24 protein-coding genes are annotated in these 25567 nt (G+C 67.5%); 7 read left to right on the forward strand and 17 right to left on the reverse strand.

Annotated features, from left to right (window positions below; translation table 11 throughout):
- Positions 1 to 42: 42 nt before the first annotated feature.
- Positions 43 to 1152, forward strand: coding sequence for an anhydro-N-acetylmuramic acid kinase (locus ACK8CO_RS17110; protein ID WP_414897417.1), 1110 nt, complete (start codon positions 43 to 45; stop codon positions 1150 to 1152).
- A gap of 6 nt (positions 1153 to 1158) precedes the next feature.
- On the opposite strand, the gene ACK8CO_RS17115 is transcribed toward ACK8CO_RS17110, so the two are convergent.
- On the reverse strand, positions 1159 to 1587 hold the full coding sequence (locus tag ACK8CO_RS17115) for a cupin domain-containing protein (RefSeq protein ID WP_414897418.1): 429 nt from the start codon (positions 1585 to 1587) through the stop codon (positions 1159 to 1161).
- A gap of 345 nt (positions 1588 to 1932) precedes the next feature.
- Here ACK8CO_RS17115 and ACK8CO_RS17120 point away from each other — a divergent pair, with 345 nt between their 5' ends.
- Positions 1933 to 2172 (forward strand): hypothetical protein, encoded by a 240-nt coding sequence (locus ACK8CO_RS17120; protein ID WP_414897419.1) that lies wholly within the window; start codon positions 1933 to 1935, stop codon positions 2170 to 2172.
- 122 nt (positions 2173 to 2294) lie between these two features.
- Here the strand turns inward: ACK8CO_RS17120 and eno are convergent, their stop codons facing one another.
- The 10 genes from eno to mazG all read right to left on the reverse strand — a co-directional run bounded on the left by eno (position 2295) and on the right by mazG (position 13489).
- On the reverse strand, positions 2295 to 3572 hold the full coding sequence (eno, locus tag ACK8CO_RS17125; protein WP_414897420.1) for a phosphopyruvate hydratase: 1278 nt from the start codon (positions 3570 to 3572) through the stop codon (positions 2295 to 2297).
- A 47-nt stretch (positions 3573 to 3619) separates the two neighbouring features.
- A complete protein-coding gene (locus ACK8CO_RS17130; RefSeq protein WP_414897421.1) occupies positions 3620 to 4495 on the reverse strand; it encodes a DMT family transporter in 876 nt (291 codons plus the stop codon).
- Positions 4496 to 4598: 103 nt separating this feature from the next.
- The gene (locus tag ACK8CO_RS17135; protein ID WP_414897422.1) at positions 4599 to 5573 is read right to left on the reverse strand and encodes a CorA family divalent cation transporter; all 975 of its coding nucleotides are present in this window, start codon (positions 5571 to 5573) and stop codon (positions 4599 to 4601) included.
- Positions 5570 to 6841 carry a cation:proton antiporter gene (locus ACK8CO_RS17140; protein WP_080616734.1) on the reverse strand — a complete coding sequence of 424 codons (1272 nt, stop codon included), beginning with the start codon at positions 6839 to 6841 and terminating at the stop codon, positions 5570 to 5572. The genes ACK8CO_RS17135 and ACK8CO_RS17140 overlap by 4 nt, the downstream gene beginning before the upstream one ends.
- 154 nt (positions 6842 to 6995) lie before the next feature.
- On the reverse strand, positions 6996 to 8435 hold the full coding sequence (locus ACK8CO_RS17145) for a protein adenylyltransferase SelO (RefSeq protein WP_414897423.1): 1440 nt from the start codon (positions 8433 to 8435) through the stop codon (positions 6996 to 6998).
- 122 nt (positions 8436 to 8557) lie between these two features.
- Complete coding sequence (locus tag ACK8CO_RS17150; RefSeq protein ID WP_414897424.1) at positions 8558 to 9166, reverse strand: VPLPA-CTERM sorting domain-containing protein; 609 nt, start codon at positions 9164 to 9166, stop codon at positions 8558 to 8560.
- 316 nt (positions 9167 to 9482) lie between these two features.
- Positions 9483 to 10418, reverse strand: a complete 936-nt coding sequence (locus ACK8CO_RS17155) for a nucleoside hydrolase (RefSeq protein ID WP_080616731.1) — start codon at positions 10416 to 10418, stop codon at positions 9483 to 9485.
- 115 nt (positions 10419 to 10533) lie between these two features.
- Positions 10534 to 11541, reverse strand: coding sequence for a Fe(3+) ABC transporter substrate-binding protein (locus ACK8CO_RS17160; RefSeq protein ID WP_155774034.1), 1008 nt, complete (start codon positions 11539 to 11541; stop codon positions 10534 to 10536).
- Positions 11542 to 11746: 205 nt separating this feature from the next.
- Entirely contained in the window at positions 11747 to 12430 is a 684-nt protein-coding gene (locus ACK8CO_RS17165) for a VPLPA-CTERM sorting domain-containing protein (protein WP_414897425.1), read from the reverse strand.
- A gap of 231 nt (positions 12431 to 12661) precedes the next feature.
- Positions 12662 to 13489 (reverse strand): nucleoside triphosphate pyrophosphohydrolase, encoded by an 828-nt coding sequence (gene mazG, locus ACK8CO_RS17170; RefSeq protein ID WP_414897426.1) that lies wholly within the window; start codon positions 13487 to 13489, stop codon positions 12662 to 12664.
- 120 nt (positions 13490 to 13609) lie between these two features.
- Here mazG and speB point away from each other — a divergent pair, with 120 nt between their 5' ends.
- From speB to ACK8CO_RS17195, 5 genes are all read left to right on the forward strand, one after another.
- The gene (gene speB / locus ACK8CO_RS17175; protein ID WP_414897427.1) at positions 13610 to 14590 is read left to right on the forward strand and encodes an agmatinase; all 981 of its coding nucleotides are present in this window, start codon (positions 13610 to 13612) and stop codon (positions 14588 to 14590) included.
- A complete protein-coding gene (locus ACK8CO_RS17180; protein ID WP_414897428.1) occupies positions 14587 to 15066 on the forward strand; it encodes a DUF1499 domain-containing protein in 480 nt (159 codons plus the stop codon). The genes speB and ACK8CO_RS17180 overlap by 4 nt, the downstream gene beginning before the upstream one ends.
- A gap of 31 nt (positions 15067 to 15097) precedes the next feature.
- Positions 15098 to 16150: a peptide chain release factor 1 gene (gene prfA / locus ACK8CO_RS17185; protein ID WP_080616726.1), complete on the forward strand. Its 1053-nt coding sequence runs from the start codon at positions 15098 to 15100 to the stop codon at positions 16148 to 16150.
- Positions 16147 to 16992, forward strand: a complete 846-nt coding sequence (gene prmC / locus ACK8CO_RS17190) for a peptide chain release factor N(5)-glutamine methyltransferase (protein WP_414897429.1) — start codon at positions 16147 to 16149, stop codon at positions 16990 to 16992. Before prfA ends, prmC begins: the two co-directional genes overlap by 4 nt.
- 237 nt (positions 16993 to 17229) lie before the next feature.
- Positions 17230 to 17901, forward strand: coding sequence for a DUF4167 domain-containing protein (locus ACK8CO_RS17195; protein ID WP_414899038.1), 672 nt, complete (start codon positions 17230 to 17232; stop codon positions 17899 to 17901).
- A gap of 89 nt (positions 17902 to 17990) precedes the next feature.
- Here the strand turns inward: ACK8CO_RS17195 and rsmA are convergent, their stop codons facing one another.
- The 6 genes from rsmA to lptF all read right to left on the reverse strand — a co-directional run bounded on the left by rsmA (position 17991) and on the right by lptF (position 25544).
- Positions 17991 to 18839 carry a 16S rRNA (adenine(1518)-N(6)/adenine(1519)-N(6))-dimethyltransferase RsmA gene (gene rsmA / locus ACK8CO_RS17200; RefSeq protein WP_080616723.1) on the reverse strand — a complete coding sequence of 283 codons (849 nt, stop codon included), beginning with the start codon at positions 18837 to 18839 and terminating at the stop codon, positions 17991 to 17993.
- Between the two features lie 80 nt (positions 18840 to 18919).
- On the reverse strand, positions 18920 to 19903 hold the full coding sequence (gene pdxA, locus ACK8CO_RS17205; RefSeq protein WP_414897430.1) for a 4-hydroxythreonine-4-phosphate dehydrogenase PdxA: 984 nt from the start codon (positions 19901 to 19903) through the stop codon (positions 18920 to 18922).
- Positions 19900 to 21132 (reverse strand): peptidylprolyl isomerase, encoded by a 1233-nt coding sequence (locus ACK8CO_RS17210; RefSeq protein WP_414897431.1) that lies wholly within the window; start codon positions 21130 to 21132, stop codon positions 19900 to 19902. The genes pdxA and ACK8CO_RS17210 overlap by 4 nt, the downstream gene beginning before the upstream one ends.
- 28 nt (positions 21133 to 21160) lie before the next feature.
- Positions 21161 to 23329 (reverse strand): LPS-assembly protein LptD, encoded by a 2169-nt coding sequence (locus tag ACK8CO_RS17215; protein WP_414897432.1) that lies wholly within the window; start codon positions 23327 to 23329, stop codon positions 21161 to 21163.
- A complete protein-coding gene (gene lptG / locus ACK8CO_RS17220) occupies positions 23329 to 24429 on the reverse strand; it encodes an LPS export ABC transporter permease LptG (RefSeq protein WP_414897433.1) in 1101 nt (366 codons plus the stop codon). Before lptG ends, ACK8CO_RS17215 begins: the two co-directional genes overlap by 1 nt.
- Complete coding sequence (gene lptF, locus ACK8CO_RS17225) at positions 24426 to 25544, reverse strand: LPS export ABC transporter permease LptF (protein ID WP_414897434.1); 1119 nt, start codon at positions 25542 to 25544, stop codon at positions 24426 to 24428. The genes lptG and lptF overlap by 4 nt, the downstream gene beginning before the upstream one ends.
- Between the last annotated feature and the right edge of the window lie 23 nt (positions 25545 to 25567).

Genomic DNA, 25567 nt, shown 5'->3' on the forward strand with positions numbered 1-25567 from the left:
TTCCGCCGTGATATATCGGCGGCAGGCAGTGAGGGAAAGACCATGATGCAGATCGGTCCGGTGCGGGCGCTGGGAACCATGTCGGGCACCTCGCTCGACGGGGTCGACGCGGCGGTCGTGACGACTGATGGCGATGCGATCCTCGGTTTCGGCGACACCGCCTACCGGCCCTACGCCGAGGCCGAGCGCAGGGTGATCGCGGCGGCGCTGGGGCGCTGGCCCGGCGATTCCGGCGTGGCCGAGGCTGCGGGCGTGGTCGAGGCCGCCCATGTCGAAGCTTTGGCGGGCTTCGGTGGTGTCGATCTGGCGGGCTTTCACGGCCAGACGCTCGCCCACGATCCCGACGGGGTGCAGGGGCAGGGCGCGCGCACCCATCAGGCGGGCGATGGCGCAGCGCTGGCGCAGCGGCTGGGGTTGCCGGTGGTCTGGGATTTCCGCAGCAGGGATGTGGCCGAAGGCGGGCAGGGCGCGCCGCTGGCCCCGGTCTTTCACTTCGCCTGCGCGCGCTGGGCCGGGCTGACAGAGCCGGTCGCCTTCCTGAACCTCGGCGGTGTGGGCAATCTGACCTGGCTCGACCCGCGCAAGCCGGACCCGGGCGCGCCCGGCGCGCTCCTGGCCTTCGACACCGGCCCGGCCAATGCGCCGCTGAACGATCTGCTTGGCGCCCGGCTGGGTCTGCCCTTCGACAGGGACGGCGCGCTGGCCGGCGCGGGGCAGCCCGACGAGGCTGTGCTGCAGGCCTTCCTGGCCCATCCCTATTTCGACCGCCTGCCGCCCAAGTCGCTCGACCGCGACGATTTCGCGGGGCTTCAGGCGCGGGTGGCGGATCTGCCCGATGCGGATGCCGCCGCGACCCTGACGGCGGCGGCGGCCGTTTCCGTGGCGATGGCGCTGGATCACTGCCCGTCGCGGCCCGCGCGCCTTCTGGTGACGGGGGGCGGGCGGCGGAACCCGGTGCTGATGGCGATGCTGGCCGGGCGCACGGGCATCTCGGCAGTGCCGGTCGAAGAGCTGGGGCTTGATGGCGACATGCTGGAGGCGCAGGCCTTCGCCTATCTGGCGGTCCGGGTGGCGCGCGGGCTTCCGACCTCGTTTCCCTCGACGACCGGCGTTTCCGCGCCGGTCTGGGGCGGGCGGATCTCGCAGCCCTGAGGAGGTTCAGGCCCGAGGGATGTCGAACCCCTGCGGCGCCATCTCGAATCCCTCGAAGCGAAAGCCCGGGCTGACCGTGCAGCTTACCAGCGTCCAGGCGCCGAGCGGCCGCGCGGCCTGCCAATGTCCTGCGGGCACCACTGCCTGCGGCCGCGCGCCTGCCGCGAGATCGGGCCCGAGCACAAGATCCCGGGCAGGGCCTGCGGCGGTCTCGGCAAGGTTCAGCTCAAGCGGATCGCCGGCGTGATACAGCCATATCTCGTCGGCATCGACCCGGTGCCAGTGGCTGCGCTGGCCCTCGGTCAGCAGGTAATAGATGGCGGTGCCTGAGGGCCGGTCGCCAGGCCCGGCCGGGGCAATCCAGGTTTCGCGGTACCAGCCGCCCTCGGGATGGGGCGTCAGGCCGAGGGTTGCGATGATCTCTTCGGCAGTCATGGGCCGAGCCTACCCCCGCGCCCGGCTTGCGGAAAGCGGTTTTGCGGCCCGGAGCGGTGGCGGCGCCCCGAGATGGGCCCTCTGGGGAAAGGGCCCTGCAGAAAGCGCCCCGAGAAGGCGCAACGCGATGCATCCAGGGGGTTCGGCCATCCCTTGCCGGAGCGGCGGGGTAAGGACGCGAGAGCCGATGAAACCCGGCGCGAAAGGTGATATGGAACGTCCCGTCACGACACGGGAAAACGCGCGGAACCGTCTCCGCAAGCTGCATTTTCGGGAACGGCGATCCAGGACCGGATCGGCGGCGTTTTCCTGTTGTCGCCATGCAAGGGGATTCAGAGGACAAGCATGATCAAGGAAGATGACGCGCCCACTCAGCGCGAGACATTGTCGAGCGACGATATTGTGTCGCGAATACTGGGGTTTACCCTGTTCTGCATGGGGTTTTCCCGTGCACCTGCCGACCAGGTCGCGCGCGGTCGCGGTTGGCTTGACGATGAAGGGCAACCCACTGCCGACGGCAAGGCCTTGATCGACGCCCTGATGAGCCGCGATTCGGCATATGGCGTCTATAAGATGGTATACTGATGTAGACAGTGCCCTGCAAGCCCGTTCTGCGACCGCAGGTCGCGGGGCGGCAGGAAAAAGGCGCGTGCCCCGAAGGGCCGCGCCTTTGCCGTTTCTATTGCCGTTTTCGGGGGCCGCGAGGCTCAGCCGCGCAGGATCGAGCTCCCGGCATATTCCGCGGTCTCGCCCAGCATCTCCTCGATGCGGATCAACTGGTTGTATTTCGCCAGCCGGTCCGAGCGCGACAGCGAGCCGGTCTTGATCTGGCCGCAATTGGTGGCGACCGCCAGATCGGCAATGGTCGCGTCCTCGGTCTCGCCCGAGCGGTGCGACATCACGTTGGTGTAGCGGGCGCGATGGGCCATATCGACGGCGTTGAGCGTCTCGGTCAGCGAGCCGATCTGGTTGACCTTGACCAGCATCGAGTTGGCGACCCCGGCCTTGATGCCATCCGCGAGCCGTTTCGGGTTGGTCACGAAGAGATCGTCGCCCACCAGCTGCACCTTGCCGCCCAGCGCGTCGGTCAGCAGCTTCCAGCCGTCCCAGTCATCCTCGGCGCAGCCATCCTCGATCGAGATGATCGGGTAGTCGGCACAAAGCTTGGCCAGGTAGTCCACATTCTCGGCGGCGCTCAGGCTGAGGCCCTCGCCCTTCATCTCGTATTTGCCATTCTCGAAATATTCGGTCGAGGCGCAGTCGAGCGCGAGATGGATGTCGTCGCCCGGCTTGTAGCCTGCCTTCTCGATGCTCTTCAGGATGAAGTCGAGCGCGTCGCGGGTCGAGCTGAGCGCGGGCGCGAAGCCGCCCTCGTCGCCGATGGCGGTGTTGTGCCCGGCGGCGGCCAGTTCCTTCTTGAGGGTGTGGAAGACTTCCGAGCCCATGCGCACGGCGTCGCGGATCGTCTCCGCGCTGACCGGCATGATCATGAATTCCTGGATGTCGATCGGGTTGTCGGCATGCTCGCCGCCATTGATGATGTTCATCATCGGCACCGGCAGCACGCGTGCCGAGGTGCCGCCGACATAGCGGTAAAGCGGCTGGGCGGTGAAATCGGCGGCGGCCTTGGCGACGGCCAGCGACACGCCGAGAATGGCATTGGCGCCGAGGCGGCCCTTGTTCTCGGTGCCGTCGAGCTCGATCATGGTGCCGTCGATGGCGACCTGCTCGGTCGCGTCGAAACCCACCAGCGCCTCGGCGATCTCGCCGTTCACGGCGGCGACGGCGTCCAGCACCCCCTTGCCCATGTAGCGCGCCTTGTCGCCATCGCGGCGTTCGACGGCCTCATGGGCGCCGGTCGAGGCGCCCGAGGGCACGGCGGCGCGGCCCATGGTGCCGTCCTCGAGGATCACGTCGACCTCGACGGTGGGGTTGCCGCGGCTGTCGAGGATCTCGCGGCCGATGATGTCGATGATGGTGCTCATGGGGGGGCAGTCCCTTTCTAATGCACGATGAAAACTCGGGCCGAGTTCTAGCGTCCGGCGCGGCGGAGGGAAAGGGCGCGTTCGCGCCAGAGGGTATAGAGCCCCGAGGCGATGATCACGGCCGCCCCGATCAGGGTCATGGTGTCGGGGCGCTCGCCGAAGGCCGCCATGGCGATGACGAGGGCGAAGATCAGCCGGGTATAGCGGAACGGCGTCACCACCGCGACATCGCCGACCCGCATGCCCTCGACGATGGCGTAATAGCCCGCGACCCCCATCACCAGGGCGCCGAACAGCGAGATGGCATCGCCGCGGTCGATCGCCACCGGCCCCTGCCCGAGCGCCATCATCACCAGCCCCACGGGCACCAGCATGAAAAAGCCATAGGCCGAAAGCTGGAGCGAGCCCACATTGCGCGGCGTGGCCCGGGTCGCGAGATCGCGCAGCGCCAGCCCGAAGACCGCGATCACGGCGAAGATCGAGGCCGGCTCGAAACCGTCAAGCCCCGGGCGCACGACGATGAGAACGCCGAGAAAACCGACCGAGATCGCGGTCCAGCGCCGCCAGCCGACCTGTGCCCCCATGAACAGCGCGGCCCCCAGCGTGACCGCCAGCGGGGTGGCCTGCAGGATCGCCGAGGCCGAGGCCAGCGGCGTCAGCGCGATGGCGGTGACATAGCAGAGCGTGCCGACGATCTCGCCGGAGTTGCGCAACAGGACCGGGCGGCTCAGGAGCGCCCGCGACCAGAGCCGCTGGCCGCGCCGGAGCGCCATCAGGGTGAAGATGGTTCCGCCGCCCAGGCCCAGAAGCGTGAGGATCTGCCCGATCGGCAGCGTCACGGCCACCTTCTTGACGAACATGTCCTCAAGGGCAAACGCGGCCATCGCCGCGACCATCAGCATGATGCCGCGCATGTTGTCCATTTTCAGGCGTCCTCAGGAAAGGGTGTCGGCTCCGATTATCGGGCCGGGGCGTGAGAGGGAAGTGAAATCGCCGTGTGTGCGCGCCGCCGGGCGCGGGCCGGGCTCACAGCCAGCGCAGCAGGCGGAACAGAGCCAGCAGCCCCAGCGCCAGGACGACATTGGCCGCCGAGAGCAGCGCGAAGGCCCAGGGGTTGGCGGTGCCCGGCATGCCCGCGACATTCACCCCGAACAGCCCGGTCAGGAAGCCGAGCGGCAGGAAGATCGCCGCCACCACCGACAGCACATAGCCGTTGCGCGCCATCAGCATGCCGCGCCGGCCTTCCAGATGGTCATGCAGCGCGATCAGCCGCGCCGTCACCGCATCGAGTTCCTCGACCGTGCGGGCGGCCCGGTTCGCGCTTTCGCCCAGAAGGATGCGCGCCTCGGCATCGATCAGCCCGTTCGGGTTGTCCGACAGGCGACCCAGCGCCTCGCGCTGTGGTCCGGCATGGCGGCGCAGCCGGATCGCCCTGCGTCGGAGCGGCGCCAGGCCGATGGCCTCGTCCTCCTCCTCGCGCTCGAGGATCGCCTCTTCCAGCGCGTCGGTCAGGTCCTCGAGCTCGACCGAGACCGCCTCCAGCCGGTCGGTCAGCCCCTCGGCGATCTCGGCGAGAAAGGCGCCGGGGCTTGGCGGCGCGGAGCCGGTCTCGGCCGCGCGGCGCAGATCGTCGAGCGCGAAGACCTTGCTGCGGCGCACGCTGACCACCAGCCCGGCGCCGATCCAGAGCCGAAGCGAGACCATGTCCTCGGGTTCGGCGCCGGGATTGAGGTTGACGCCCCGCAGGTTGACGATGAGCCCGCCTTCGAGCGGGGTGCAGCGCGGCCGGGTCTCGGTCTGGACCATCGCGGCGGCCGCCACCGCGGGCAGATGCGCCTCGGTCCAGTCGGCCAGCGCCGGGTCGCTCAGCGCGAAATGCAGCCAGCGCCAGGCCGCGCCCGGGCCGGGCGTGGCGGCGGGCCAGGGCTCGTCGACGGGGCGGGCGGTGCCGTCGGGGCCGATGTCGAAGGCGGCCAGCGGATGTGCGGCGGGGGCGCTCATTGCTGGATCAGTTCGGGTTCGCGGCTGAAGCGGCGGGCCAGCCTGCCCACGGTCAGCCCCTGCACGAGGATCGAGAACACCACGATGACATAGGTCGCGGTCAGGATCAGCGGGGTCCAGTCGCTTTCGGGCAGGCTCAGCGCCAGCGCGACCGAGATGCCGCCCTTGAGTCCGCCCCAGGTCATGATCGGGATGGTGCCCCGGGCAAGGCCCTGACGGCGTCCGATCAGCAGGACCGGCACCGCGACCGAGATCAGCCGGGCCAGCAATGCCAGGGCGATGGCGGCGGCCAGCGTCGCGATGCCGTCAAGCGCGAAGGCGACGGCGAAGACCTCGATGCCGATCAGCAGGAACAGCACCGCGTTGAGGATCTCGTCGATCATCTTCCAGAACGCATCGACATATTTGCGGGTCTCCTCGGACATGCCGTATTTCATGCCGACATGGCCGATCATGAGGCCCGCCACCACCGCCATGATCGGGGCCGAGACCCCGGCCGCGACCGCAAGCTCGTAGCCGCCGAAGGCCAGCGCCAGCGTGATCAGCACCTCGAGCGCGTAATCGTCGATCCGGCGCATGACGCGGAAGGTCAGCCAGCCCAGAACCCCGCCCAGAACCGCGCCGCCCACCGCCTCGCGCAGAAACAGCATCGCGGCGGCGGCGGCCGCGCTGTCACCCGGCGCCGCGCCATGGCCGCCATGGGCCGAGGGGAAGGCCAGCCCCAGAAGGATCAGGAAGACCACATAGGCCACGCCGTCATTGAACAGGCTCTCGCCCGCGATGGTGGTCTCCAGAGAGCGGCTCAGTCGTGCCTGGCGCAGCACGCCCAGCACCGCGACCGGGTCGGTCGGCGAGACGATGGCGCCGAACAGCATGGCCAGCAAAAGCGGCATTCCGGTCAGCCACGAGAAACCGATCCCCACCACCGCAACCGAAAGCCCCACCCCGATGGTGGCCATGATGAAGACCCCCAGCGCCTGGGCGCGCAGATCCTCGATCTTCACATGCAGCGCCCCTGCAAAGAGCAGAAGCCCCAGCATGCCTTCCAGCAGCGTGTCCGAGAAGTCGATTTCCTGCACCAGGGCAGAGAGCCGCGTGCCGAGCCCCAGCCCGGGCAGCAGCGCATCGAGCGCCATTGCCGAGAGCGAGACGATCAGCGCCACCAGCAGGATGCCGATGGCCTGGGGTAGACGAAGGAGCGTGTAGTTTATGGTGCCGAAAAGCGCGGCCAAAACGATCAGAAGCGAGGCGATCTGCAAGAGCGACATGTCTTTGTCCGGAAATCGGGAAGGGGAGTCGAAAATATCGGATTGTCGACATGGCTAGCCCGAACTCCGGACCGGGCAAAGTGGAATATCCGGCGGCCCGCTGCGGCGGGCGCGCGGATCAGGGCCCGGATCAGGGCCCAGAACAGGGATCGGATCAGGTGCCGCAGAAGGTCTGCAGGACTTCTTGGTGAGGGGCGGGCGGGGCGCGCAGATCCTCTGCCCCGGGCCGGGTCTCGAAGGGGCGTTCCAGGACCTCTTGCAGGCGCCGGAACGGGGCGAGATCGCCCTCGGCCGCGGCCGAGATCGCAGCCTCGATCCGGTGGTTGCGCGGAATGAAGGCCGGGTTCGCGGCGCGCATCCTGGCCTCGGCCTCTGGCTGCGTCGCCGCCTCGCGGCCGAGCCGGGCCGTCCAGTCCCGGGCCCAGTCCCCGAAGCCTGCGCGGTCGCGGAAGCCCGCTCCGGCACGGCCCTCGGCCAGATCGCGGAAGGTGTTGGTGAAATCGGCCCGCTCGGCGGCCATCAGGTCCAGGAGCCCGTGGATCAGTTCGGCATCCCCGGGCTCGGCACCGGCCAGCCCGATTTTCGGGCGGAAGACCTCGAGCCAGGCCGCCTTGAAGAGGTCGGGAAAGCCGTGCATCGCGGCGGTCGCCTGCTCGATCGCGCGGTCGCGGTCCGGGTCGATCAGCGGCAGCAGCGCGCTGGCCAGCTGCGCCAGGTTCCAGGCGGCGATATCGGCCTGGCGGTCATAGGCATAGCGGCCATAGGCGTCGATCGAGCTGAAGACCTGGTCGGGGCGGTAGGCATCCATGAAAGCGCAGGGGCCGTAATCGATGGTCTCGCCCGCGACCGAGGTATTGTCGGTGTTCATCACGCCATGGATGAAGCCCGTGCCCATCCATTGCGCGACCAGCCGTGCCTGCGCGGCCAGCACTGCCTGCAGCATGTCGAGCACGGTTTCCGTTCCGGGGTAGTGGCGGGCCATCACATGGCGGGTCAGCGCCTCCAGTGCGTCGTTGTCCTGGCGCGCGGCGAAATACTGGAAGGTGCCGACGCGGATATGGCTTGCCGCGACCCGGGTCAGCACCGCGCCGGGGCGCACGGTCTCGCGGATCACCCTCTCGCCGGTCTCGACCGCGGCCAGTGCCCGGGTGGTCGGGATGCCCTGCGCATGCATCGCCTCGGAGACCAGATATTCGCGCAGTACCGGGCCGAGCCAGGCCCGGCCGTCCCCCATCCGCGAATAGGGGGTGCGGCCCGCGCCCTTGAGCTGGATGTCATGGCGGGTGCCGTCGGGGGCCAGGACCTCGCCCAGCAGGATCGCCCGGCCATCGCCCAGCCGGGGCACGAAGCCGCCGAACTGATGCCCGGCATAGACCTGCGCCAGCGGATCGGCGCCCTCGGGCAGCCGGTTGCCCGCCAGCATCTGGACGCCGTCCTCCGAGGCCAGCGCCCCGGGGTCGAGGCCGAGCGCCTCTGCCAGTGAACTGTTCAGCGCGATCAGACGCGGAGCGCGCACCGGTTCGGGCGCCTGGCGGCTGTAGAACCGCTCGGGAAGGCGGGCGTAGGAATTGTCGAAGCGGATCGAAAGGGTCATGCCGCCGAGATAGGCCGCATGCCGTGGCTTTCCAGCCGGGCAATGGCTACGAAAAGGCCCCCGGGTGAGTGCCGGGGGCCTTCTGCATGGAAGCGTCGGAACAGGACGGCTCGCGCCGGTTCTCAGCTTTTCTTCTTGCGACGCAGCGCGGCCAGGCCGCCGAGCCCGCCCAGCAGCATCAGGCCCGCCGCCGGCACCGGCACCGGCGCGACGGTGATCGAGGCCAGCTTGTAGGAGTCCGTCCAGCCATCGGCGCCGAAGCTGATCGAGGTGCCGGTCAGCCCGCTCAGCGGGTAGGGGTTCGGCCCCGAGCGCTCTTCGGGAGAGACCAGCACGCCGTCGACGAACAGGTCGAAGCTGTCGGCCATGCTCCAGTACGAGAACAGGACCTGCGAGAAGTCGACGGTCTGGCTGAACGACAGGGTCAGCAGGTCGTTGCCGAGGAAGCCGTCGATCTCGGAGCTGTCGAGGAACCCGCCGACACCGAGCCCGGCACTGCTCTGAGAGACAGAGCGGTCGCAGGACAGCGAGGTCGAGCAATCCGTCACCAGGATCGTGTCCGGGTTCGGAAAGTCGCGGTAGACGCCGGCATAGGCGCTCACCGTGACCCCGTCGACGGTCAGCTGGTTGTTCGCATCGAGCGATGCTGAGGTGAAGTCGAACGTGGCGGCTGATGCCGAGCCGCCAATAAGCATGACCGCGGCTGCCGCGGCACAAGACGTCTTGAACACTGGTATTTTCCCCGTTTCTTCAAAATCTGAAGCGCCTGTGGAATAATGCAGGCGATATGCTCATAGCATTCAGGGGCTCTTCGAGCAACAAATCTGGCTTGTTTTCGAAGGAAACGGGGCGTTACTTTGACGATTCACGTTTTGCGTGCAAATGCTTGGGTTTTGTTGCCTTTTTGTGTGTCGCGTTAAAGTTGATATCCGGAATTCCACGGAATTCTTCGCAATGCCGTGGAAATTGTTTCCGATTTTTGCGAAGTCTTTGTTACAGGCTTCAAAAATCATTCCCTGATCGCAATTGACGGCTCCGATCCGGGGCTCATAGCCGGCCAAGCCGCTCTGTCAGCAGCGCGAAGAAGCCATCGGCATCGAGATCGCCCATGAAAGTGGCATTCGGCGCGCGGTCCGATACCCGCCACCAGTCTGCCACGGTCATTCCGCGGGTAAAGCGGCCCTCGGTCTCTATCTCGACATTGACATGGCGGCCGCGGAACAGCCCGGGCCTGATCAGATGGGCGATGACGCAGGGGTCGTGCAGCGGCGCGCCCTCCGAGCCGTATTTCTCGCGGTCATAGCGTTCGAAGAAATCGGTCATCGCGGCAACGGCCTGGCCGACCGCCGTGTCGAGCGCGCGGAACGCGTCGTTGCGGGGCTTGGTGACCAGCGCCTTGTGGGTCACATCCAGCGGCATGACGGTCAGCGGCACGCCCGAGGCGAAGACGATGGCCGCGGCTTCGGGATCGACGAAGATGTTGAACTCGGCCGCGGGGGTGATGTTGCCGACCTCGAAATAGGCGCCGCCCATCAGCACGATCTCGCGGATCTTCGGGCCGATCTCGGGGGCCTCGCGCAGCGCCGTCGCGATATTGGTCAGTGGCCCCAGCGGGCAGAGCGTGATCTCGCCTTCGGGGGCGGCGCGCAGGGTCTCGATCAGGAAGGCGACGGCATGCGCGTCTTGCAGCGGCATGGTCGGCTCGGGCAGGGTGGGGCCGTCGAGCCCGGTTCTGCCATGCACATGCTCGGCGGTGACGAGCTGTCCTGCCAGCGGCCGGTCGCAGCCCGCGAAGACCGGGATGTCGCGCCGTCCGGCCAGTTCGCAGACCATGCGCGCATTCTTCTGGGTCAGCGCCAGCGGCACATTGCCGGCGACGGCGGTCAGGCCCAGCACCTCGATCTCGGGGCTGGCCAGCGCCAGCAGGATGGCTACGGCGTCGTCCTGGCCGGGATCTGTGTCGATGATGATCTTGCGGGGCATGCGAGGTCTCCGGGAAGCTGGCCCTGCAACGTGGCGCGGGCGCGCCGGTATGTCCAGCGCGCCCGCCTTTCGGGGCGGCGGCCCCGTCCCGCGGGGGCCGCCGCCCGAAACCGGTTCAGCCGTCGAAATCGACTTCCTCGACCAGCCTGAGCGCCGCCGCACGGTCGCGCGACAGGGCGATCAGGTTCACGTCATCGGCGGTGAAGCTGCCCCAGCTTTTCACCAGATCCGACGGCTCGGTGCCCGGCACGACCGGGTATTCGTAATTGACCTCGGCATAGATCTCCTGGGCATGCTCGGAGGTGAGGTACTCCATGAATTTCAGCGCCTCCTCGCGGTTCGGCGCGGCCTTGGTCATGGCAATGCCCGAGATGTTCACATGGGTGCCGCCGGTCTCGAAGGTCGGGAACAGCACGTTGACCGACTGCGCCCAGGCCTCCTGTTCGGGGTCCTTCAGCATCTGGCCCATGTAATAGGTGTTGCCGAGCGAGATATCGCATTCGCCGGCCCAGATCGCCTTGACCTGCGCGCGGTCGTTGCCCTGGGGCTTGCGCGCGAGGTTGGCCTTGACGCCTTCGAGCCAGGTCTTTGCGGCCTCTTCGCCATGGTGGTGGATCATCGCCGCAACCAGCGCCAGCGTATAGGCATGGGTGCCCGAGCGGGTGCAGATCCGGCCCTTCCATTTCGGATTGGCCAGGTCCTCATAGGTGGTGATTTCCGAGGGATCGACGCGGTCCTTGGCGGCATAGACGATCCGGGCGCGGGTGGTGACCCCGAACCAGTGATTGTCGGCATCGCGGAAGGCCGCCGGGATCTTCTCGGTCAGAACGGCGCTGTCGACGGCCTGGGTCACGCCCGCATCGACCGCCTCGGCCAGCCGCGCGACATCGACCGTCAGGATGATATCGGCCGGGCTGCGCATGCCCTCGGCCTGAAGCCGCTCGACCATGCCCTTGTTGAGAAAGGCGATATTGGTGGCGATTCCGGTATCCTCGGTGAAGGCGTCGAGGATCGGCTGGATCAGTTCGGGCTGGCGATAGGAATAGATATTCACATCGGCCTGGGCAGTCGGGGCCAGCGTGGCCGCAGCGGCGGTGGCCACAAGGGCAGTGCGCAAGGTCATGGGGTCTCCTGTCCGGTCTGGTGCATTCCGGTCAGGGTTAAATCCGACAATTTTTGTCGGGTCAAGGTGGCGAGGGGGGAGCCCGCTCACATCCGCTTGATCCGGCGTGATCCGCGGTCGTTCCGGCCGTAGGCCCTTCATTTGCGCCACTGGCAAGGTCATTGCGAGGGGCGGCGCTCTGGTCGTTGGAATGCGGGCGCGACCTTCAGCCCGGCCTATGGCGCCGCCCATTTCGCTCTGCCGGTGCAGCTTGTCGGGATCCGGTCCGCTTTCTCTGCGCCAGACCCATTGCCCCAAGTCCGCTCAGCAGAAGCCAGACACCGGCGGGAAGAGGAACCGCGGAAGGAGGCGTAATGACCACGCTCCCCTCAAGCCCCTGCACCATGGCAAGATCGTAGCCCGGCGAACCGCCGCCCGTCCCCAGCCCTTCGATTCTGATCGCGGTCACCGGGTCGGCAAAGCCAATCGATGCAAGATCAAGCGTTTCGGTTCCTCCTGTTCCGACTGTCCCAAGGAAGGTGAACCCGATACCGTCAGAGGATACATACACATTGGCGTCCTCATCCGAGTTTCGGTCAACCTCGCTCACGAATATATCATCTCCCGTGCCGTCGAAGACGTAGCCACTTGAAAAGCCGACTGTGATGAAGGTTCCGGTCGGCAATGACACGAACGTGCTCAGATCGCCGTCAAGAGCGTTCGAGGTATCCGAGAGCAGGACCGGATAGCCGCCGCCAGCGGTATCACCGCCGTAGGGGCCGAGGAGAGGGCCCGTCCCGGAGTCAAAGAAATCCAATTCAGTATCGGCTGTAAGTGTCGCCGCGCTTGCGCTCGTCGCCAGAACAGTTGCCAGGACCGTGGTTGAGGCGAGTTTTCCAAATGTCATCATGTCTGTTCTCCGATTTTTTCGGAAGGCATGAGTGAGCGTAATTTACAGACCGTGGCGCCAATCCGGTCTTTCTGGCGAAAATGGAACTTGTACAAGCCTAAGTGTGTGGGAAATGTATGCCTGAGTCAACCTGAAGTAGATTTGAGCCTTTTCACGCAAAGATACGGCCCGTGCCGCGCCGGGGCTGTGTGTCGCCCTCCTGAGGCCGGTTTTCCCGGGCCCAGGGGCGGTTCAGCGACCGGCCTTTTCCTCGGCCTTCACCGCGTTCCAAAGCGCGTCCATCTCGGCCAGGTCCGACTCCTGCGGTCGCTTGCCCATGGCCGCCAGCCGCGCCTCGACCCCGGCGAAGCGGCGGGTGAATTTCGCATTGGCGGCGCGCAGGGCCTCTTCGGGCTCGATCTTCAGGTGGCGGGCGAGATTGGCCACGACGAACAAGAGATCGCCGAATTCCTCGAAAACCTCGGCCTCGGTCAGGGTCTCGCGGGCCTCCACCAGCTCCTGAGCCTCCTCGACGATCTTGTCGACGACCTGCGCCGTCTCGGGCCAGTCGAAGCCGACCCGGGCCGCGCGTTTCTGCAGCTTGACCGCCCGGGTCAGCGCGGGCAGCGCCAGCGCCACGTCGTCGAGCACGCCTTTCGCCTGTTTGCCCGCCCGCTCGGCCGCCTTGATCGTCTCCCAGTCGCGGGTCTGCTGCTCGGCCGATTTCCCGCGATCCTCGCTGCCGAAGACATGCGGATGCCGCGCCACCATCTTGTCCGAGACCCGGTCCGCCACCGACTGGAAGTCGAACAGCCCCGCCTCGGCCGCCATCTGCGCGTGATAGACCGATTGCAGCAGCAGATCGCCCAGCTCGCCTTCCAGCTCGTCCCAGGCCTCGCGCTCGATGGCATCGGCGACCTCATAGGCCTCTTCGATCGTATAGGGCGCGATCGAGCGGAAATCCTGTTCGATATCCCAAGGGCAACCGGTCGCAGGGTCGCGCAGGCGCCGCATGATTTCCAGAAGGCGCGGCAGGCCGCCCTTGGGGTCATGGATCAAGCGGTCGGAATCCTCGGTCATCTGGGCCTCGCAATCTGGCATCGGCAGGAGTTGGACTAAGACAGGCCGGGGTGTAAAGCCGGGGCTGGAGAAAGGGAACCCGCGCGCTATCCTGCGCGGGGCGCGCAGGAGGGTCCGGCCATGGCACTGGAAGACGCGAAATCCGAGGTCGATGCGGCGATCACCCGCAAGGGGCATCGCGGGCTTGCCTACGAGAACGCCTTCGCGGGGGTGACCTCGTTCCTGCGCCGCAGCCTGACCAAGGATCTTGCGGGCGTCGATCTGGCCATCACCGGCATTCCCTTTGATCAGGCGGTGACGAACCGGCCCGGCACCCGTTTCGGGCCGCGCGCGATCCGCGAGGCCAGCACGCTGCAGGCCTTCGACCGGCCCTTCGGCTGGGGCTACAACCCGTTCGAGGTCTTCGACATCGTCGATTATGGTGACATGGCCTTCGATTATGCCAGCGTGGCCGAGTTCCCGGCCCGGGCCGAGGCCCATGTCGCGGGCATCCTGGATGCGGGGGCCGCCTGTATCGCGCTGGGCGGCGATCACTCGGTGTCCTTGCCGCTGCTGCGCGCCCACGCGGCCAAACACGGACCGCTCGCGCTGGTGCAGTTCGATGCCCATACCGACACCTGGGCCGATGACGACATGGCCCGGATCGACCATGGCACCATGTTCGGCAAGGCCGTGAAGGCCGGGCTGATCGATCCGGCGCGCTCGGTCCAGATCGGCATCCGCACCGACAATCCCGACACGATGGGGATCACCGTTCTGGATGCACCTTTCGTGCATGACCATGGCCCCGCCGCCATCGCGGCCCGGGTGCGCGAGATCGTGGGCGAGGCCCCGGCCTATCTCAGCTTCGATATCGACGCGCTCGACCCGGCCTTCGCGCCGGGCACCGGCACCCCGGTCTGGGGCGGGCTGAGCAGCGCGCAGGCGGCGGCGATCCTGCGGGGTCTGCGCGGGCTGAGCATGGTAGGGGGCGATGTGGTCGAGGTCTCGCCGCCCTATGATCCGACCGGCGTCACCGCCATTGCCGGGGCGCATGTCGCGGTCGAGCTGATCTGCCTCTGGGGCTGGACCCGCCGCTTCGATACCGGAGAGGAGGCATGAAGATCCTTGCCCTGATCCTGCTGCTGGCCGGGCTTGCCGTTCTGGGCGGCGCGGTCTGGTTCCGCACCGTGCCCGACGATCCGGCGGTCTGGCATGTCGATCCGCTGACCGCGACGAAGCCCGCGACGCCCAATGCCGCGCTTGTCCGGCCCGAGGGCGGCGACCGCGTGGCGCCGGTCTATGTCCTCACGCCCGAGGCGCTGGCCGAGGCCTTTGATGCCATGGCGCTGGCCCAGCCGCGCACCTTGCGCATCGCGGGCACACCCGGCGATCTCTTCATGACCTATGTCCAGCGCTCGGCGCTCTGGGGTTTCCCCGACTATATCTCGGTCCGCATTCTGCCCGAGGAGGGCGGGGCCAGCTGGGCCGCCTTTTCGCGCTCGCGCTACGGCCATTCCGATCTTGGCGTGAACGCCAGACGGCTGACCGCCTGGCAGGCCGCGCTCGAGGCCCGGCTGGCCCGGCCAGCCTCTTGACCGTCCCCCGGCTTTCGCGCGACAGAGCGCCATGGTCCCGCTAGACAAACTTGAACAGATCTCGCGCCGCTTCGGCTATCTCGAAGCCCGGCTTGCCGAAGGCGCAGGGGGCGATTTCGCGCAGCTCGGCCGCGAATATGCCGAGCTGAAACCCGTGGTCGCCGAGATCGAGGCATATCGCGGGCTGCTGTCGGATATCGACACCGCCGAGGCGATGCTGAAAGACCCCGAGATGCGCGCGCTGGCCGAGGAAGAGCTGCCCGACTTGCGCGCGCGCCTGCCGGAACTGGAACAGGCGCTTCGGATCGCGCTTCTGCCCAGGGACGCGGCTGATGCCCGCCCCGCCATCGTCGAGATCCGCCCCGGCACCGGCGGCGAGGAGGCGGCGCTGTTTGCGGGCGATCTGCTGCGGATGTATCAGCGCTATGCCGAGGCGAAGGGCTGGCGCTTCGAGATCCTCGAGGAAAACCAGACCGAGCTTGGCGGGATCAAGGAGGTCACCGCCAATGTGCAGGGCGAGGGCGTCTTCGCGCGCCTCAAATACGAATCCGGCGTGCACCGCGTCCAGCGCGTGCCAGCCACGGAATCGGGTGGCCGCATCCACACCTCGGCCGCGACCGTCGCCGTGCTGCCCGAGGCGCAGGACGTCGATATCGACATTCCGGCCGGGGACATCCGGATCGACACGATGCGCGCCTCGGGCGCGGGCGGGCAGCATGTGAACACCACCGATTCGGCGGTGCGCATCACCCACCTGCCGACGGGCATAGTCGTCACCTCCTCGGAAAAATCGCAGCACCAGAACCGGGCCATCGCCATGGCGGTGCTGCGGGCGCGGCTTTTCGATCTGGAGCGTCAGAAAGCCGCAGATGAACGCGCCGCTACCCGCAAGGCCCAGGTCGGCTCGGGCGACCGCTCGGAACGCATCCGCACCTACAACTTCCCGCAGGGGCGGATGACCGACCACCGCATCAACCTCACGCTTTACCGGCTCGAGCAGATCCTCGCGGGCGATCTCGATGAAGTGATCGACGCGCTGATCGCCGACGATCAGGCGACGATGCTGGCCGAGATGGAGGGATGAGCGCCGCCACCGGCGCCGTCCTGCTGACCGCGGCCATCGCCCGGCTGCGCGCGGCCGCCATCCCCGATCCCCAGCGCGATGCCCGGCGGCTTCTGGCCCATGCGCTGGAGATCGCCCCGGGGCGGCTGACCCTCGTTCTGCCCGAGCCGGTTCCGGCCGCGGCCCGGGCCCGGTTCGAGGCCGCGCTGCTCCGCCGCGAGGCGCATGAGCCGGTCTCGCATATCGTCGGGCTCCGCGCCTTCTGGGGCCGCGATTTCCGCGTCACCCGCGATGTACTCGACCCCCGCCCGGAAACCGAGATTCTGATCGAGGCAGCACTTTCCGCCCCGTTTTCCAATATGTTGGACCTTGGCACCGGCTCGGGCTGCATCCTGCTGACGCTGCTGTCCGAACGCCCCGGGGCCTTTGGGCTCGGCACCGACATCTCGGCCGCGGCTCTGGCCGTGGCGCGCGGGAATGCCGGGCGGCTGGGCGTGGCGGGCGCGCGGTTCCTGCTGTCGGACTGGTATCAGGTGGTCGAGGGCCGCTTCGATCTCATCGTCTCGAACCCGCCCTATATCGCCGAAGCCGAGATGTCGGGCCTTGCTCCCGAGCTTGCTCATGAGCCGCGCGGGGCGCTGACCGATGGCGGCGACGGGCTCTCGGCCTATCGCGCCATTGCTGCCGGCGCGCGCGCGCGGCTTGCGCCGGGCGGGCGGCTTCTGGTCGAGATCGGCCCGACCCAGGCGCAGGCGGTGTCGGGCATCTTTGCGGCGGCCGGTCTTGAAATCCTGGCGGTGCGGCCCGATCTGGATGGCAGACACCGGGTTGTCGAGACCCGCGTTGCGGCATCGGGGACGTGACGTCAAAATGTTGCGTGCCGCGCGCGGCCCTCGTCAAATGGCCGCAATTGGTGTATTTACCTCTTGCCAGCGTCCTCGGCCCGTGTTTACTCAAGAGAGCGTTGGCTGAGCGCCGTGAAGGCGCCGCTCGCGCTAGACAAGCCAAAAAAGGTCGACAGGGGTTCATTTTTGAACCGCGCAATAAGACGCGTGGCCCTGTCCAGAGATACCACCACTAGGCTGGAAACTAGAACACGCATGAGACCGTCCAAGTCACGTTCGCGCTCCAAGTCGAACCGTTCGCGCTCGATGGGCAATATTGTCAATCGGGTCTTCGACAGTTCGGGCCCCGAGGGGAAAGTGCGCGGTACGCCGCAACAGATCATCGAGAAATACAACCAGCTCGCGCGCGATGCCCAGCTGGCCAATGACCGGGTCGCCGCCGAGAATTTTCAGCAGCATGCCGAGCATTACGCACGCCTGCTGGGCGAGGCCCAGCGCGAGCAGGAGGCCCGGCGCGAGCAGCAGGAAGCCCAACAGCCCCGCAACCGCGACCGGGACGAGCAACCTCAGACCAACACGAATACCGATGAGGGCGAGCAGCCGGTGAGCCAGCCAAGCTCCGGTTCCAGTTCCAGTGGTGGTGCCGATGTCATCGACATGGCCGGCGATGACGGACGGGAAAGCACCCTGGTCGAAACCCCCGAGGAAAAACCGACGCCGAAACCGCGTCGTCCCCGCAAGCCGCGCGCGGTCAAGCCGAAAGGCGAGGCGGCCGATGCCGAGCCGGGCAGCGACGGCGAGGGGAAATCGGGCGACGGCAAACCGGACGAAGCCAAATCGCGCGCGCGCAAGCGGGACGGCAATGACGCTTCCGCCGAAGCCCCGGAGCCCTCGGACTCCCAACGCGAGGCCCCTGCGGCAGAGTGACTGCAGCAGGGTGACCGCGCCAGAGTGATGGCGGGACAAGACTGATCGGCGGCGCGCCCTGCGCCGCCTTTTTCATGCCGGTTTCCGGCCTAAGACCGGGCCTTCGCCAGCGCCCTTGCCAGCGCGCAAAAGCCCTCGAGCGGGATCTGCTCGGCACGCTCGGTCGGGGCGATGCCTGCCTGGCGCAACAGATCCTCGATATCCGGCGCAAGACCCTTGAGGCTCGACCGCAGCATCTTGCGCCTTTGCCCGAAGGCGGCGGCGACCACACGTTCCAGCACCGCCGGATCGGCCTCGAAACGCGGGCGGGGCAGGGCGGTCAGATGCACCACGGCCGAGGAAACCTTGGGCGGCGGCGTGAAGGCCTCGGGCGGCAGCCGCAGCGCGATCCGCGCCTCCGCCCGCCATTGCGCCAGGAGGGCAAGCCGTCCATAGGCCTTGCTGCCCGGCTCGGCCACGATCCGTTCCGCCACTTCCTTCTGGAACATGAGCGTCAGGCTCGACCAGAAAGGCGGCCAGACCGCGGGGGTCAGCCAGCGCACCAGAAGCTCGGTTCCGACATTATAGGGCAGGTTCGCGACGATCTTCACCGGCGCCACCAGATGGGCCAGCGGATCGATGGCCAGCGCATCTCCATTCACCACCTCCAGACGTCCCGGATAAGCCGCGGCGATCTCGGCCAGCGCGGCCAGACAGCGCGCATCCTTCTCCACCGCCAGCACGCGCCGCGCGCCCTCGGCCAGCAAGCCCCGGGTCAGCCCGCCGGGGCCGGGGCCCACCTCCAGCACATCGGTCTCGCGCAGATCTCCGGCCACCCGCGCGATCTTCGCGGTCAGGTTCAGATCCAGCAGGAAATTCTGTCCCAGCGCCTTCTTGGCCGACAGCTCATGCGCCGAGATCACCTCGCGCAGCGGCGGCAATCCGTCGATCGTGCTCATGCCCGCGCCCTTTCTTCTTCTTGGCGAAAATACCCGCCGGGGGTCCGGGGGTGGCAAACCCCCGGCATCGGTCGCATGGCCTAGCGCCGTCCCGCCGCGCGTGTCAGCGCCATCTCGCGCGCCAGCTTCAGCGCAGCGATCAGGCTCGACGGATCGGCCCGGCCGGTGCCCGCGATGTCGAAGGCGGTGCCGTGATCGGGCGATGTCCGGATGAAGGGCAGGCCCAGCGTCACGTTCACACCTCCCGCGAAATCAAGCGTCTTGATCGGGATCAGCGCCTGATCGTGATACATTGCCACCGCAACGTCATAGCGCGCCCGCGCCTCCGGGTGAAACATCGTGTCGGCCGAGAGCGGTCCCTCGATCCGCATCCCCTCGGCCCGGAGCCGCTCCAGCACCGGAGCGATCAGCGAGATTTCCTCGCCGCCCATCGCGCCGCCCTCTCCGGCATGGGGGTTGATACCTGCGACCGCCAGGCGCGGGCTCTCGATCCCGAAATCGCGGATCAGCGCGGTCTGCGTGATCCTCAGGCTCTGGTCCAGCAGATCGGCGTTCAGCGCCCGCGGCACCTCGCTCAGAGGGATATGGATGGTCACCGGCACCACCTTCAGCGCGGGCGCCGCCAGCATCATCACCACCCGCCGGACCCCGGCCAGATGGGCCAGATATTCGGTATGGCCGGGATGCGGAAAGCCTGCCCCGTCCTGCAGCGCCTTCTTGTGGATCGGCGCGGTGCAAAGAGCGGCCGCCTTGCCCTCCTGCACCAGCGCCACGCCGCGGGCGATGGCCTCGATCACGCCCGCCGCATTGGCCGGGTCGGGGCGGCCCGGAACGGCCGGGGCGGGGAAAGGCAGGCGCAGCACCGGCAGCGCGGTCGCGGCCACATGCATCGCCTCGGCGGGCGCATGGATCTCGGCATGCGGCGTTCCCTCGGGCAGGTGCCGGGGATCGCCGATCCAGAAGAAGGGCAGCCGCGCGCCAAGGCTCTGCCAGGCGCGGGCCGCGATCTCGGGGCCGATCCCGGCCGGCTCGCCGCAGCTCAGCGCGATGGGCAGGTCGGTCATGGCTCGCGGATGATGGCGTCGGCCTTCAGTTCGGCGAGATAGCTGTCGGCAAAGCCGGCCAGACGCTGACCGAACAGTTGCCGCCGCACCGCTTCGCGGTCGATGCCGCCCCGGTCTGCCAGATCCGGGGTCCGGCCGCAGAGCATCAGCACCGACGCCGCCGCAGGCGAGCTGAGCCCGTAGGACACTTCGTTCTCGTCGAGCTTGGCAAGCTCCTGCGCCAGGTCCGGGGGCAGGTCGGCCACCGGCCGGGTCTCGCGCAGCAGCCGTTCGGGCGGCAGTCCGCGGGCCACGCCGTAAAGATCGTCGCAGGTATCGGCCCGCATCCGCACCTTCATCGCCTCGGCCAGCGTGCCGCCGGGGATGGTGAAGATCGCATAATCGACGGCAATGGCCTTCTGGCCCTGGGCCTTGCCCTCGCGCACAGAGCGCAGCTGGAACAGCACGATGGCATTGTCCATCTCGACCGGTTCCGAGACCTTGCCCGGTCCCAGTGCCAGGACCTGACCGGCGATCGAGGGCGGCAGTTTCGACAGCGGCATCCAGCCCATGCGGCCGCCCTGATCGCGCGAGCGCGACACCGAATACTTGCGCGCCGCAGCGGCAAAGGCGTCGGCACTGTTGATCGAGCCGCTCAGCTGGCGCGCCAGCGCCAACGCATCGCGCCGGTAATCCGGGGTATCGGCGCGCAGCACGATCTCGGACAACAGCACCTGGGTGCCGGCCGTGCCGCCACTGCCGCCTGCGGCCGACTGCACCGCGCGGTCGATCTCGGCATCGGTCACCTGCGTGCGGGGCCCGTATTTGCTGCGCACCACCTCGCGCCAGGCCAGACCGGCCTTGACGAAATCGCGGAAGCTTTCTTTCGAGACCCCGGCCTCGCCGATCACCGCCACGAACTGGTCGATATCGAGATCCCCGCGCGCGGCGAATTCCTCCATGCCTTCCTGCAACGCCTCCTCGCTGACAGAGACGCCCAGCCGCTTGGCCTCGTCCATCCTCAGCCGGTCGTCGATCAGACCGTCAAGCGCGACCTTCTCGATCCGGGGCGGGTTGCCCAGCAGGCGCAGGAACCGGACCCGCTGCTCGAATTCGTAATTGGTGATCGCCGTGTCGTTGACATAGAGCCGCGGGGCGAAGGGGCCGCCCTGCTGTGCCCTGCCGTCATCGGCGCCGGTCAGCACCAGGATCGCCGCGGCCGCAACCGCCAGGCCAACGCGTCGGATCATGCCTGTCCTCCGTTATTCTTCTGTCTCATCAGCGCATGCATCGCCGCGCGCCGCCGCTCTTGCCACGCGACCCGAACCCGGCCAGTGAGACCGTGAGGTCGAAATCGGTGGACGGGTTCACATTAGTGGACGAGGTGAAGCGGCGCGAGAGGGAAACATCCACGCTGATGCATTCACTGCTGTATTCGAGCCCGATCCCGGCCTTGGCGGCCTCGTCGGCGACGAAATCGTAGCGCCAGTTGGCCTTGCCGGTCCAGTTCCGGTGAAAGTCGTAGGCGGCATCGACCAGCCATTCCGAGCGGTCCGAGAGGCGATCTTCCGACGGGTTGGCCTCGATCCAGAGCAGGCTCGAGCCGATATCGAAGGCGTCCTTTTCCCAATCGATCCTGAGATCGTTCTTGGTCAGCTCGAAGGCGTCGTCGAAGACCGCGCGGTTGGTCATGCTGACCTCGCTGCCGAAATCGAGCTTGACCGCCGTCAGCCAGTCCGAGCTGCTGCCGTCTAGCCCCGAGCCGCTGGCGAACTGGTCGCTGTCCTCGGCCCGCCAGATCCGCCCGACGGTCAGCCCGAGCGCCCAGCCGCTGGCGGCATAGCGGGTCCAGCCTAGCCCGGCATTGAGGCGCAGCCCGGTCTCGCGCGCATCCTCCCCGGCAAAGCGCGACATCGAGAACAGGTTGCCTTCGTCGAACTCGACCAGGACGCTGTCCTCGTTCGGGATCTCGCCATCATCCGCGTGGCTCCAGGCCAGCTGGATCACCGGCTCCAGCACCTGGGCGCTGCCATCGGCGGCGGCCTTGACCAGCGGCCAGCGCAGCTCGACCGCGGCGCCGGGGGTCAGCCGGGTCTGGCTGCCGCCATAGACCGCGTCATCGCCGATCTCGTAATGGTCGAGCGTGATCCCGCCAAGCGCGGCCAGCACCATGCCATTGTCGAGGATCCAGTCGCGGCGCCAGTCCGCGTCGATGGTCAGGCGCGCCATGTCCATGCCGTCGCCGTAGCTGTCGAAATCGGGCCCGTCATTGGGATCGTCCGAATTCCGGTGCAGCGCGTCGGCCGAGAAGCTGAGCGTGGCCATGCCGCCGAGCAGGGCGGGGGCGACGCGGCGGCGGTATTCGACATCGCCGGCGATCGACGGAATGGTGGAATTGCTTTCGGAGTCGCGCAGCGTCTCGAGATAGCCGATCTCGGCCCGGATCAGCTCGTCGCGCCGGGCGCGGCTGATTTCGACCGAGCTTTCCAGCCGGTCCTGCTCGGAATAGCCGTAATCGAGCAGATAGGCCCGGTCCGACACCGTCTCGATGTCGAACTCGAGCTTGAAGTCGCGCGGCAGCTCGAAGCTGCCTTCGGCGAAGAGGTAATGCCGGGTCTCATCCTTGAGGATGTCGTCGCGCGAGACCGCGCCGTTGATCTCGATCTCGCCATTGGTGAAGGCGCGGCGATAGCGCAGTTCCAGCGTTCTGGTGCGGCTGGAAGAGATATAGGGCGTCAGGGTCAGGTCCTGCGAGGGCCCCAGCTCGATGAAATAGGGGATCTTGATGCCGGTCCCGAGCTGGTCGGTGAACCGGGTCGAGGGCGTCAGGAAGCCCGTGGCGCGCTTGCGCGAGGGGTCGGGGATGCGCAGCCGCGGCAGATAGAAGACCGGCACGCCCGCGACCTCGAGCCGGGCATTGTCGAAATAGATCTGGCCTTCCTGTTCGTCATGGATGATGCGGCTGGCCCGGATCTGCCAGAGCGGCACCTCGCCATTCGCGCAGATCTTGCAGGTCGAGGCGACGGTCTCGCCGAGCCGGTTGTAGCGTCCGGCGATGCGCTGGATGTCGGCGGCTGCGATCTGCAATTGCTGATCGAGAACCAGCCGGGCCGAGCGCAGGATACCCTCTGTCATATCGGCCGACAGTTCGGCGCTGTCGGCCAGGAATAACGTGTCGGCCCCGGTGGTCAGCGTGAGCGGCCCGTCGATGGCCAGGGTCTCGCCGTTGCGGTCATAGACGATGCGCGACGCGGAAAGCCGGGTCTCGCCGTAAAGCACCTCGACATTTCCATCGGCCACCAGCTGGCGCAGATCGCCCACCCCGATCCGGTCGGCGATCAGGGTCGCGGGCGGGCGGGCGGTCTCTTCGGCGCAAAGCCGCCCCGGCAAGGACAGGCTTGCCGTGGTCAGGGCCGTGGTCAGGGCGAGGGCAAGAAGGGCCCGCATCAACCGTCCTCCAGGTGCAGCAGCAATCCGAGTGACAGCAGAATTCCCGCAAGCGGCGGGCTCCAGGCCGCCAGGACCACGGGAATCTGGCCATTCTCTCCCAATACCTGCGCGAAGTTGCGCAGGAAGAACAGCCCCAGACCGAGGCCAAGGGCCATCATCACCATCGTACCGGTGCGGCCGAAGCGGACATGGCGCATGGTGAAGGCGGCGCCCAGCAGCACCATCGCCACCATCACCGCGGGCATGGCCAGTTCCATCTGCAACCAGACCCGTTGCGGAAGCGCCGAGAAGCCGGCACGCTCAAGCCCCGAGATGAAGGTCGGCAGATCCCAGATCGCGACCGCAGCCGGGCGGGCAAAGCTGTCGCGGATGCGTTCAAGGGTCAGGTCGGAGGGCAGCACGAGCTGCGGCGAGACCACCGCCCGGGCCTCGGGATTGTCGATCCCGGTCCCGAAGCTCCAGCGCTTGGCATTGCGGATGTCCCAGCCCTGGGGGCGGAGCCGGGCTTCCTCGGCCTCGATCCGCCAGGCCGGATTGCCCTCTGCATCGAAGGCCAGGAAGGTGACGTCGTAGAAGCGCGTGGCCTGGGCATCGGCCCGCGCGGCGCGGATCACGGTCTGTCCGGCAAGCGAGCCCTGCCGCAGCCAGAGCCCTTCGGAACTGACCGAGAGCAGGCTGGCCTCGCGGCCCTTGTAGGCCGAAGACACGCTGTCATATTCGCGCGAGGTGGCGGCGATGATCGGGTTGAAGATCGCCACCGCGACCACGCCGTAGACCAGCGCCACCGCGACCGGCGCGCCCAGAATGCGCATCGCCGAGCGGCCCGAGGCGCGGGTCACGACAAGCTCGGAACTGCGGGCCAGTGCCAGAAACAGCGCCACCGTGGCCATCACCGTGACCATGGGCAGGATGGTGTAGAGATCGCCGGGCACCTTCAGCAAGGCCAGATGCAGGGCGCCGCCGACCCCGATCTGGCCGAGGTCGAAATTCCGCAATTCCTCGACCATGCTGATCAGGACCATGATGGTCCCGAAGATGCCCAGGATCCCAAGCAGGTACAGCGTGAATTTGCGCGCGATGTAGAAATGCAGCGTCATGCCGGCCGCTCCCGCCGCCTGCGGTGGCGCATCGCCGACAGCCAGATCAGCCCGAGCCCGATCCCGATGCCGGCCAGCGGCGGCAGGTAGGTCACGGGCCAGTAACTCGCGTCGCGCTGGGCCAAGCCGGCGGCGGTGTTGTTGAGGAAATTGACCGCGATCAGCAGCGTGATTGCAAGCCCGATCTGGCGCCCGAGCCCGAACCGCGAGAAGCCGCCGATCATGAGCGCCCCATAGCCGATCAGGGCGCCCGCCACGGCCAGCAACCCCTGCGCGGTACGGGCATGGCCCTCGTAGAGGAACACCGACCGGGATTTGCCCGCGGCCTCGATCAGCTCGGGGCTCGGAAACAGCAGATCGCGCGTCGACATGACGTCGAGCGACGGGCGGCGGATCCGGGCAGAGCCGATCAGGCCGCTGATATCATAGGCGAAATCGTCGAATGTCGCGGTCGACAACCGCCGGTCCTCCTTGCGCAGCCATTGCGCCATGCCGTCGACCATCACCAGTTTCGGGCCGTCCTCGCTTTGCACGAGGAAGGCGCGCTTCGCGGTATAGGTGACGCGGGTGCCGGGGGTGGTGGCGTCCGACAGATAGATCTGCTTCAGCTCGCCGCTGCGGGTGATGTCGCGGATGAAGACGGTAATGCCCCCGGCCGGGTGCAGGAACTGCCCGGCCGACAGGAAGCGGGCGGTGAAATCGCGCGAGATCTCGGCTTGCCTCAGATCGAGCTGGGCGCGGCTGGCGGGCACCAGGAAATGGGTCAGAATGCAGATCGGGATCGCGACCAGCAGACCGAAGATCGCGACCGGCCGCGCCAGCCTCCAGGGGCTGCAGCCGAGCGCCTGCATCACCACCAGCTCGCTTTCATTGGTCAGCCGGTTGATCACGTAGACGGTGGCCGCGAAGGCCGCGACCGGCAGCACGAGACGGATCACGTTGGGAAGGGTGAGGGCCGCGAATTCCAGGAAGACCAGCGCCGACTGGCCGTCGCCGATGATGTCGTCGAACAGGGACACGCCCCGGTTGACCCAGTAGACCGAGACCAGAACGAGTGCGAAAAAGCCGAACAGGACGGTCAGCTGCGCCAGAAGGTATCGGTCGAATCTGGGCACGAATATCCTCGGCAGGTGCATGA

The sequence above is a fragment of the Rhodovulum sp. HP10 genome, from assembly GCF_047553435.1.
GTDB lineage: Bacteria > Pseudomonadota > Alphaproteobacteria > Rhodobacterales > Rhodobacteraceae > Rhodovulum.

Bases quoted from the DNA above. Each gene is read 5' to 3' on its own strand.
- ACK8CO_RS17195 (WP_414899038.1), top strand. From the start codon at position 17,230: ATGAGACCGTCCAAGTCACGTTCGCGCTCCAAGTCGAACCGTTCGCGC.
- rsmA (WP_080616723.1), bottom strand. From the start codon at position 18,839: ATGAGCACGATCGACGGATTGCCGCCGCTGCGCGAGGTGATCTCGGCG.
- ACK8CO_RS17210 (WP_414897431.1), bottom strand. From the start codon at position 21,132: ATGATCCGACGCGTTGGCCTGGCGGTTGCGGCCGCGGCGATCCTGGTG.
- ACK8CO_RS17135 (WP_414897422.1), bottom strand. From the start codon at position 5,573: ATGAGCGCCCCCGCCGCACATCCGCTGGCCGCCTTCGACATCGGCCCC.
- ACK8CO_RS17130 (WP_414897421.1), bottom strand. From the start codon at position 4,495: ATGGACAACATGCGCGGCATCATGCTGATGGTCGCGGCGATGGCCGCG.
- ACK8CO_RS17145 (WP_414897423.1), bottom strand. From the start codon at position 8,435: ATGACCCTTTCGATCCGCTTCGACAATTCCTACGCCCGCCTTCCCGAG.
- ACK8CO_RS17180 (WP_414897428.1), top strand. From the start codon at position 14,587: ATGAAGATCCTTGCCCTGATCCTGCTGCTGGCCGGGCTTGCCGTTCTG.
- ACK8CO_RS17120 (WP_414897419.1), top strand. From the start codon at position 1,933: ATGATCAAGGAAGATGACGCGCCCACTCAGCGCGAGACATTGTCGAGC.
- eno (WP_414897420.1), bottom strand. From the start codon at position 3,572: ATGAGCACCATCATCGACATCATCGGCCGCGAGATCCTCGACAGCCGC.
- ACK8CO_RS17155 (WP_080616731.1), bottom strand. From the start codon at position 10,418: ATGCCCCGCAAGATCATCATCGACACAGATCCCGGCCAGGACGACGCC.
- ACK8CO_RS17165 (WP_414897425.1), bottom strand. From the start codon at position 12,430: ATGATGACATTTGGAAAACTCGCCTCAACCACGGTCCTGGCAACTGTT.
- speB (WP_414897427.1), top strand. From the start codon at position 13,610: ATGGCACTGGAAGACGCGAAATCCGAGGTCGATGCGGCGATCACCCGC.
- lptG (WP_414897433.1), bottom strand. From the start codon at position 24,429: ATGACGCTGCATTTCTACATCGCGCGCAAATTCACGCTGTACCTGCTT.
- ACK8CO_RS17115 (WP_414897418.1), bottom strand. From the start codon at position 1,587: ATGACTGCCGAAGAGATCATCGCAACCCTCGGCCTGACGCCCCATCCC.
- ACK8CO_RS17215 (WP_414897432.1), bottom strand. From the start codon at position 23,329: ATGCGGGCCCTTCTTGCCCTCGCCCTGACCACGGCCCTGACCACGGCA.
- prmC (WP_414897429.1), top strand. From the start codon at position 16,147: ATGAGCGCCGCCACCGGCGCCGTCCTGCTGACCGCGGCCATCGCCCGG.
- ACK8CO_RS17160 (WP_155774034.1), bottom strand. From the start codon at position 11,541: ATGACCTTGCGCACTGCCCTTGTGGCCACCGCCGCTGCGGCCACGCTG.
- mazG (WP_414897426.1), bottom strand. From the start codon at position 13,489: ATGACCGAGGATTCCGACCGCTTGATCCATGACCCCAAGGGCGGCCTG.
- pdxA (WP_414897430.1), bottom strand. From the start codon at position 19,903: ATGACCGACCTGCCCATCGCGCTGAGCTGCGGCGAGCCGGCCGGGATC.
- ACK8CO_RS17110 (WP_414897417.1), top strand. From the start codon at position 43: ATGATGCAGATCGGTCCGGTGCGGGCGCTGGGAACCATGTCGGGCACC.
- prfA (WP_080616726.1), top strand. From the start codon at position 15,098: ATGGTCCCGCTAGACAAACTTGAACAGATCTCGCGCCGCTTCGGCTAT.
- ACK8CO_RS17140 (WP_080616734.1), bottom strand. From the start codon at position 6,841: ATGTCGCTCTTGCAGATCGCCTCGCTTCTGATCGTTTTGGCCGCGCTT.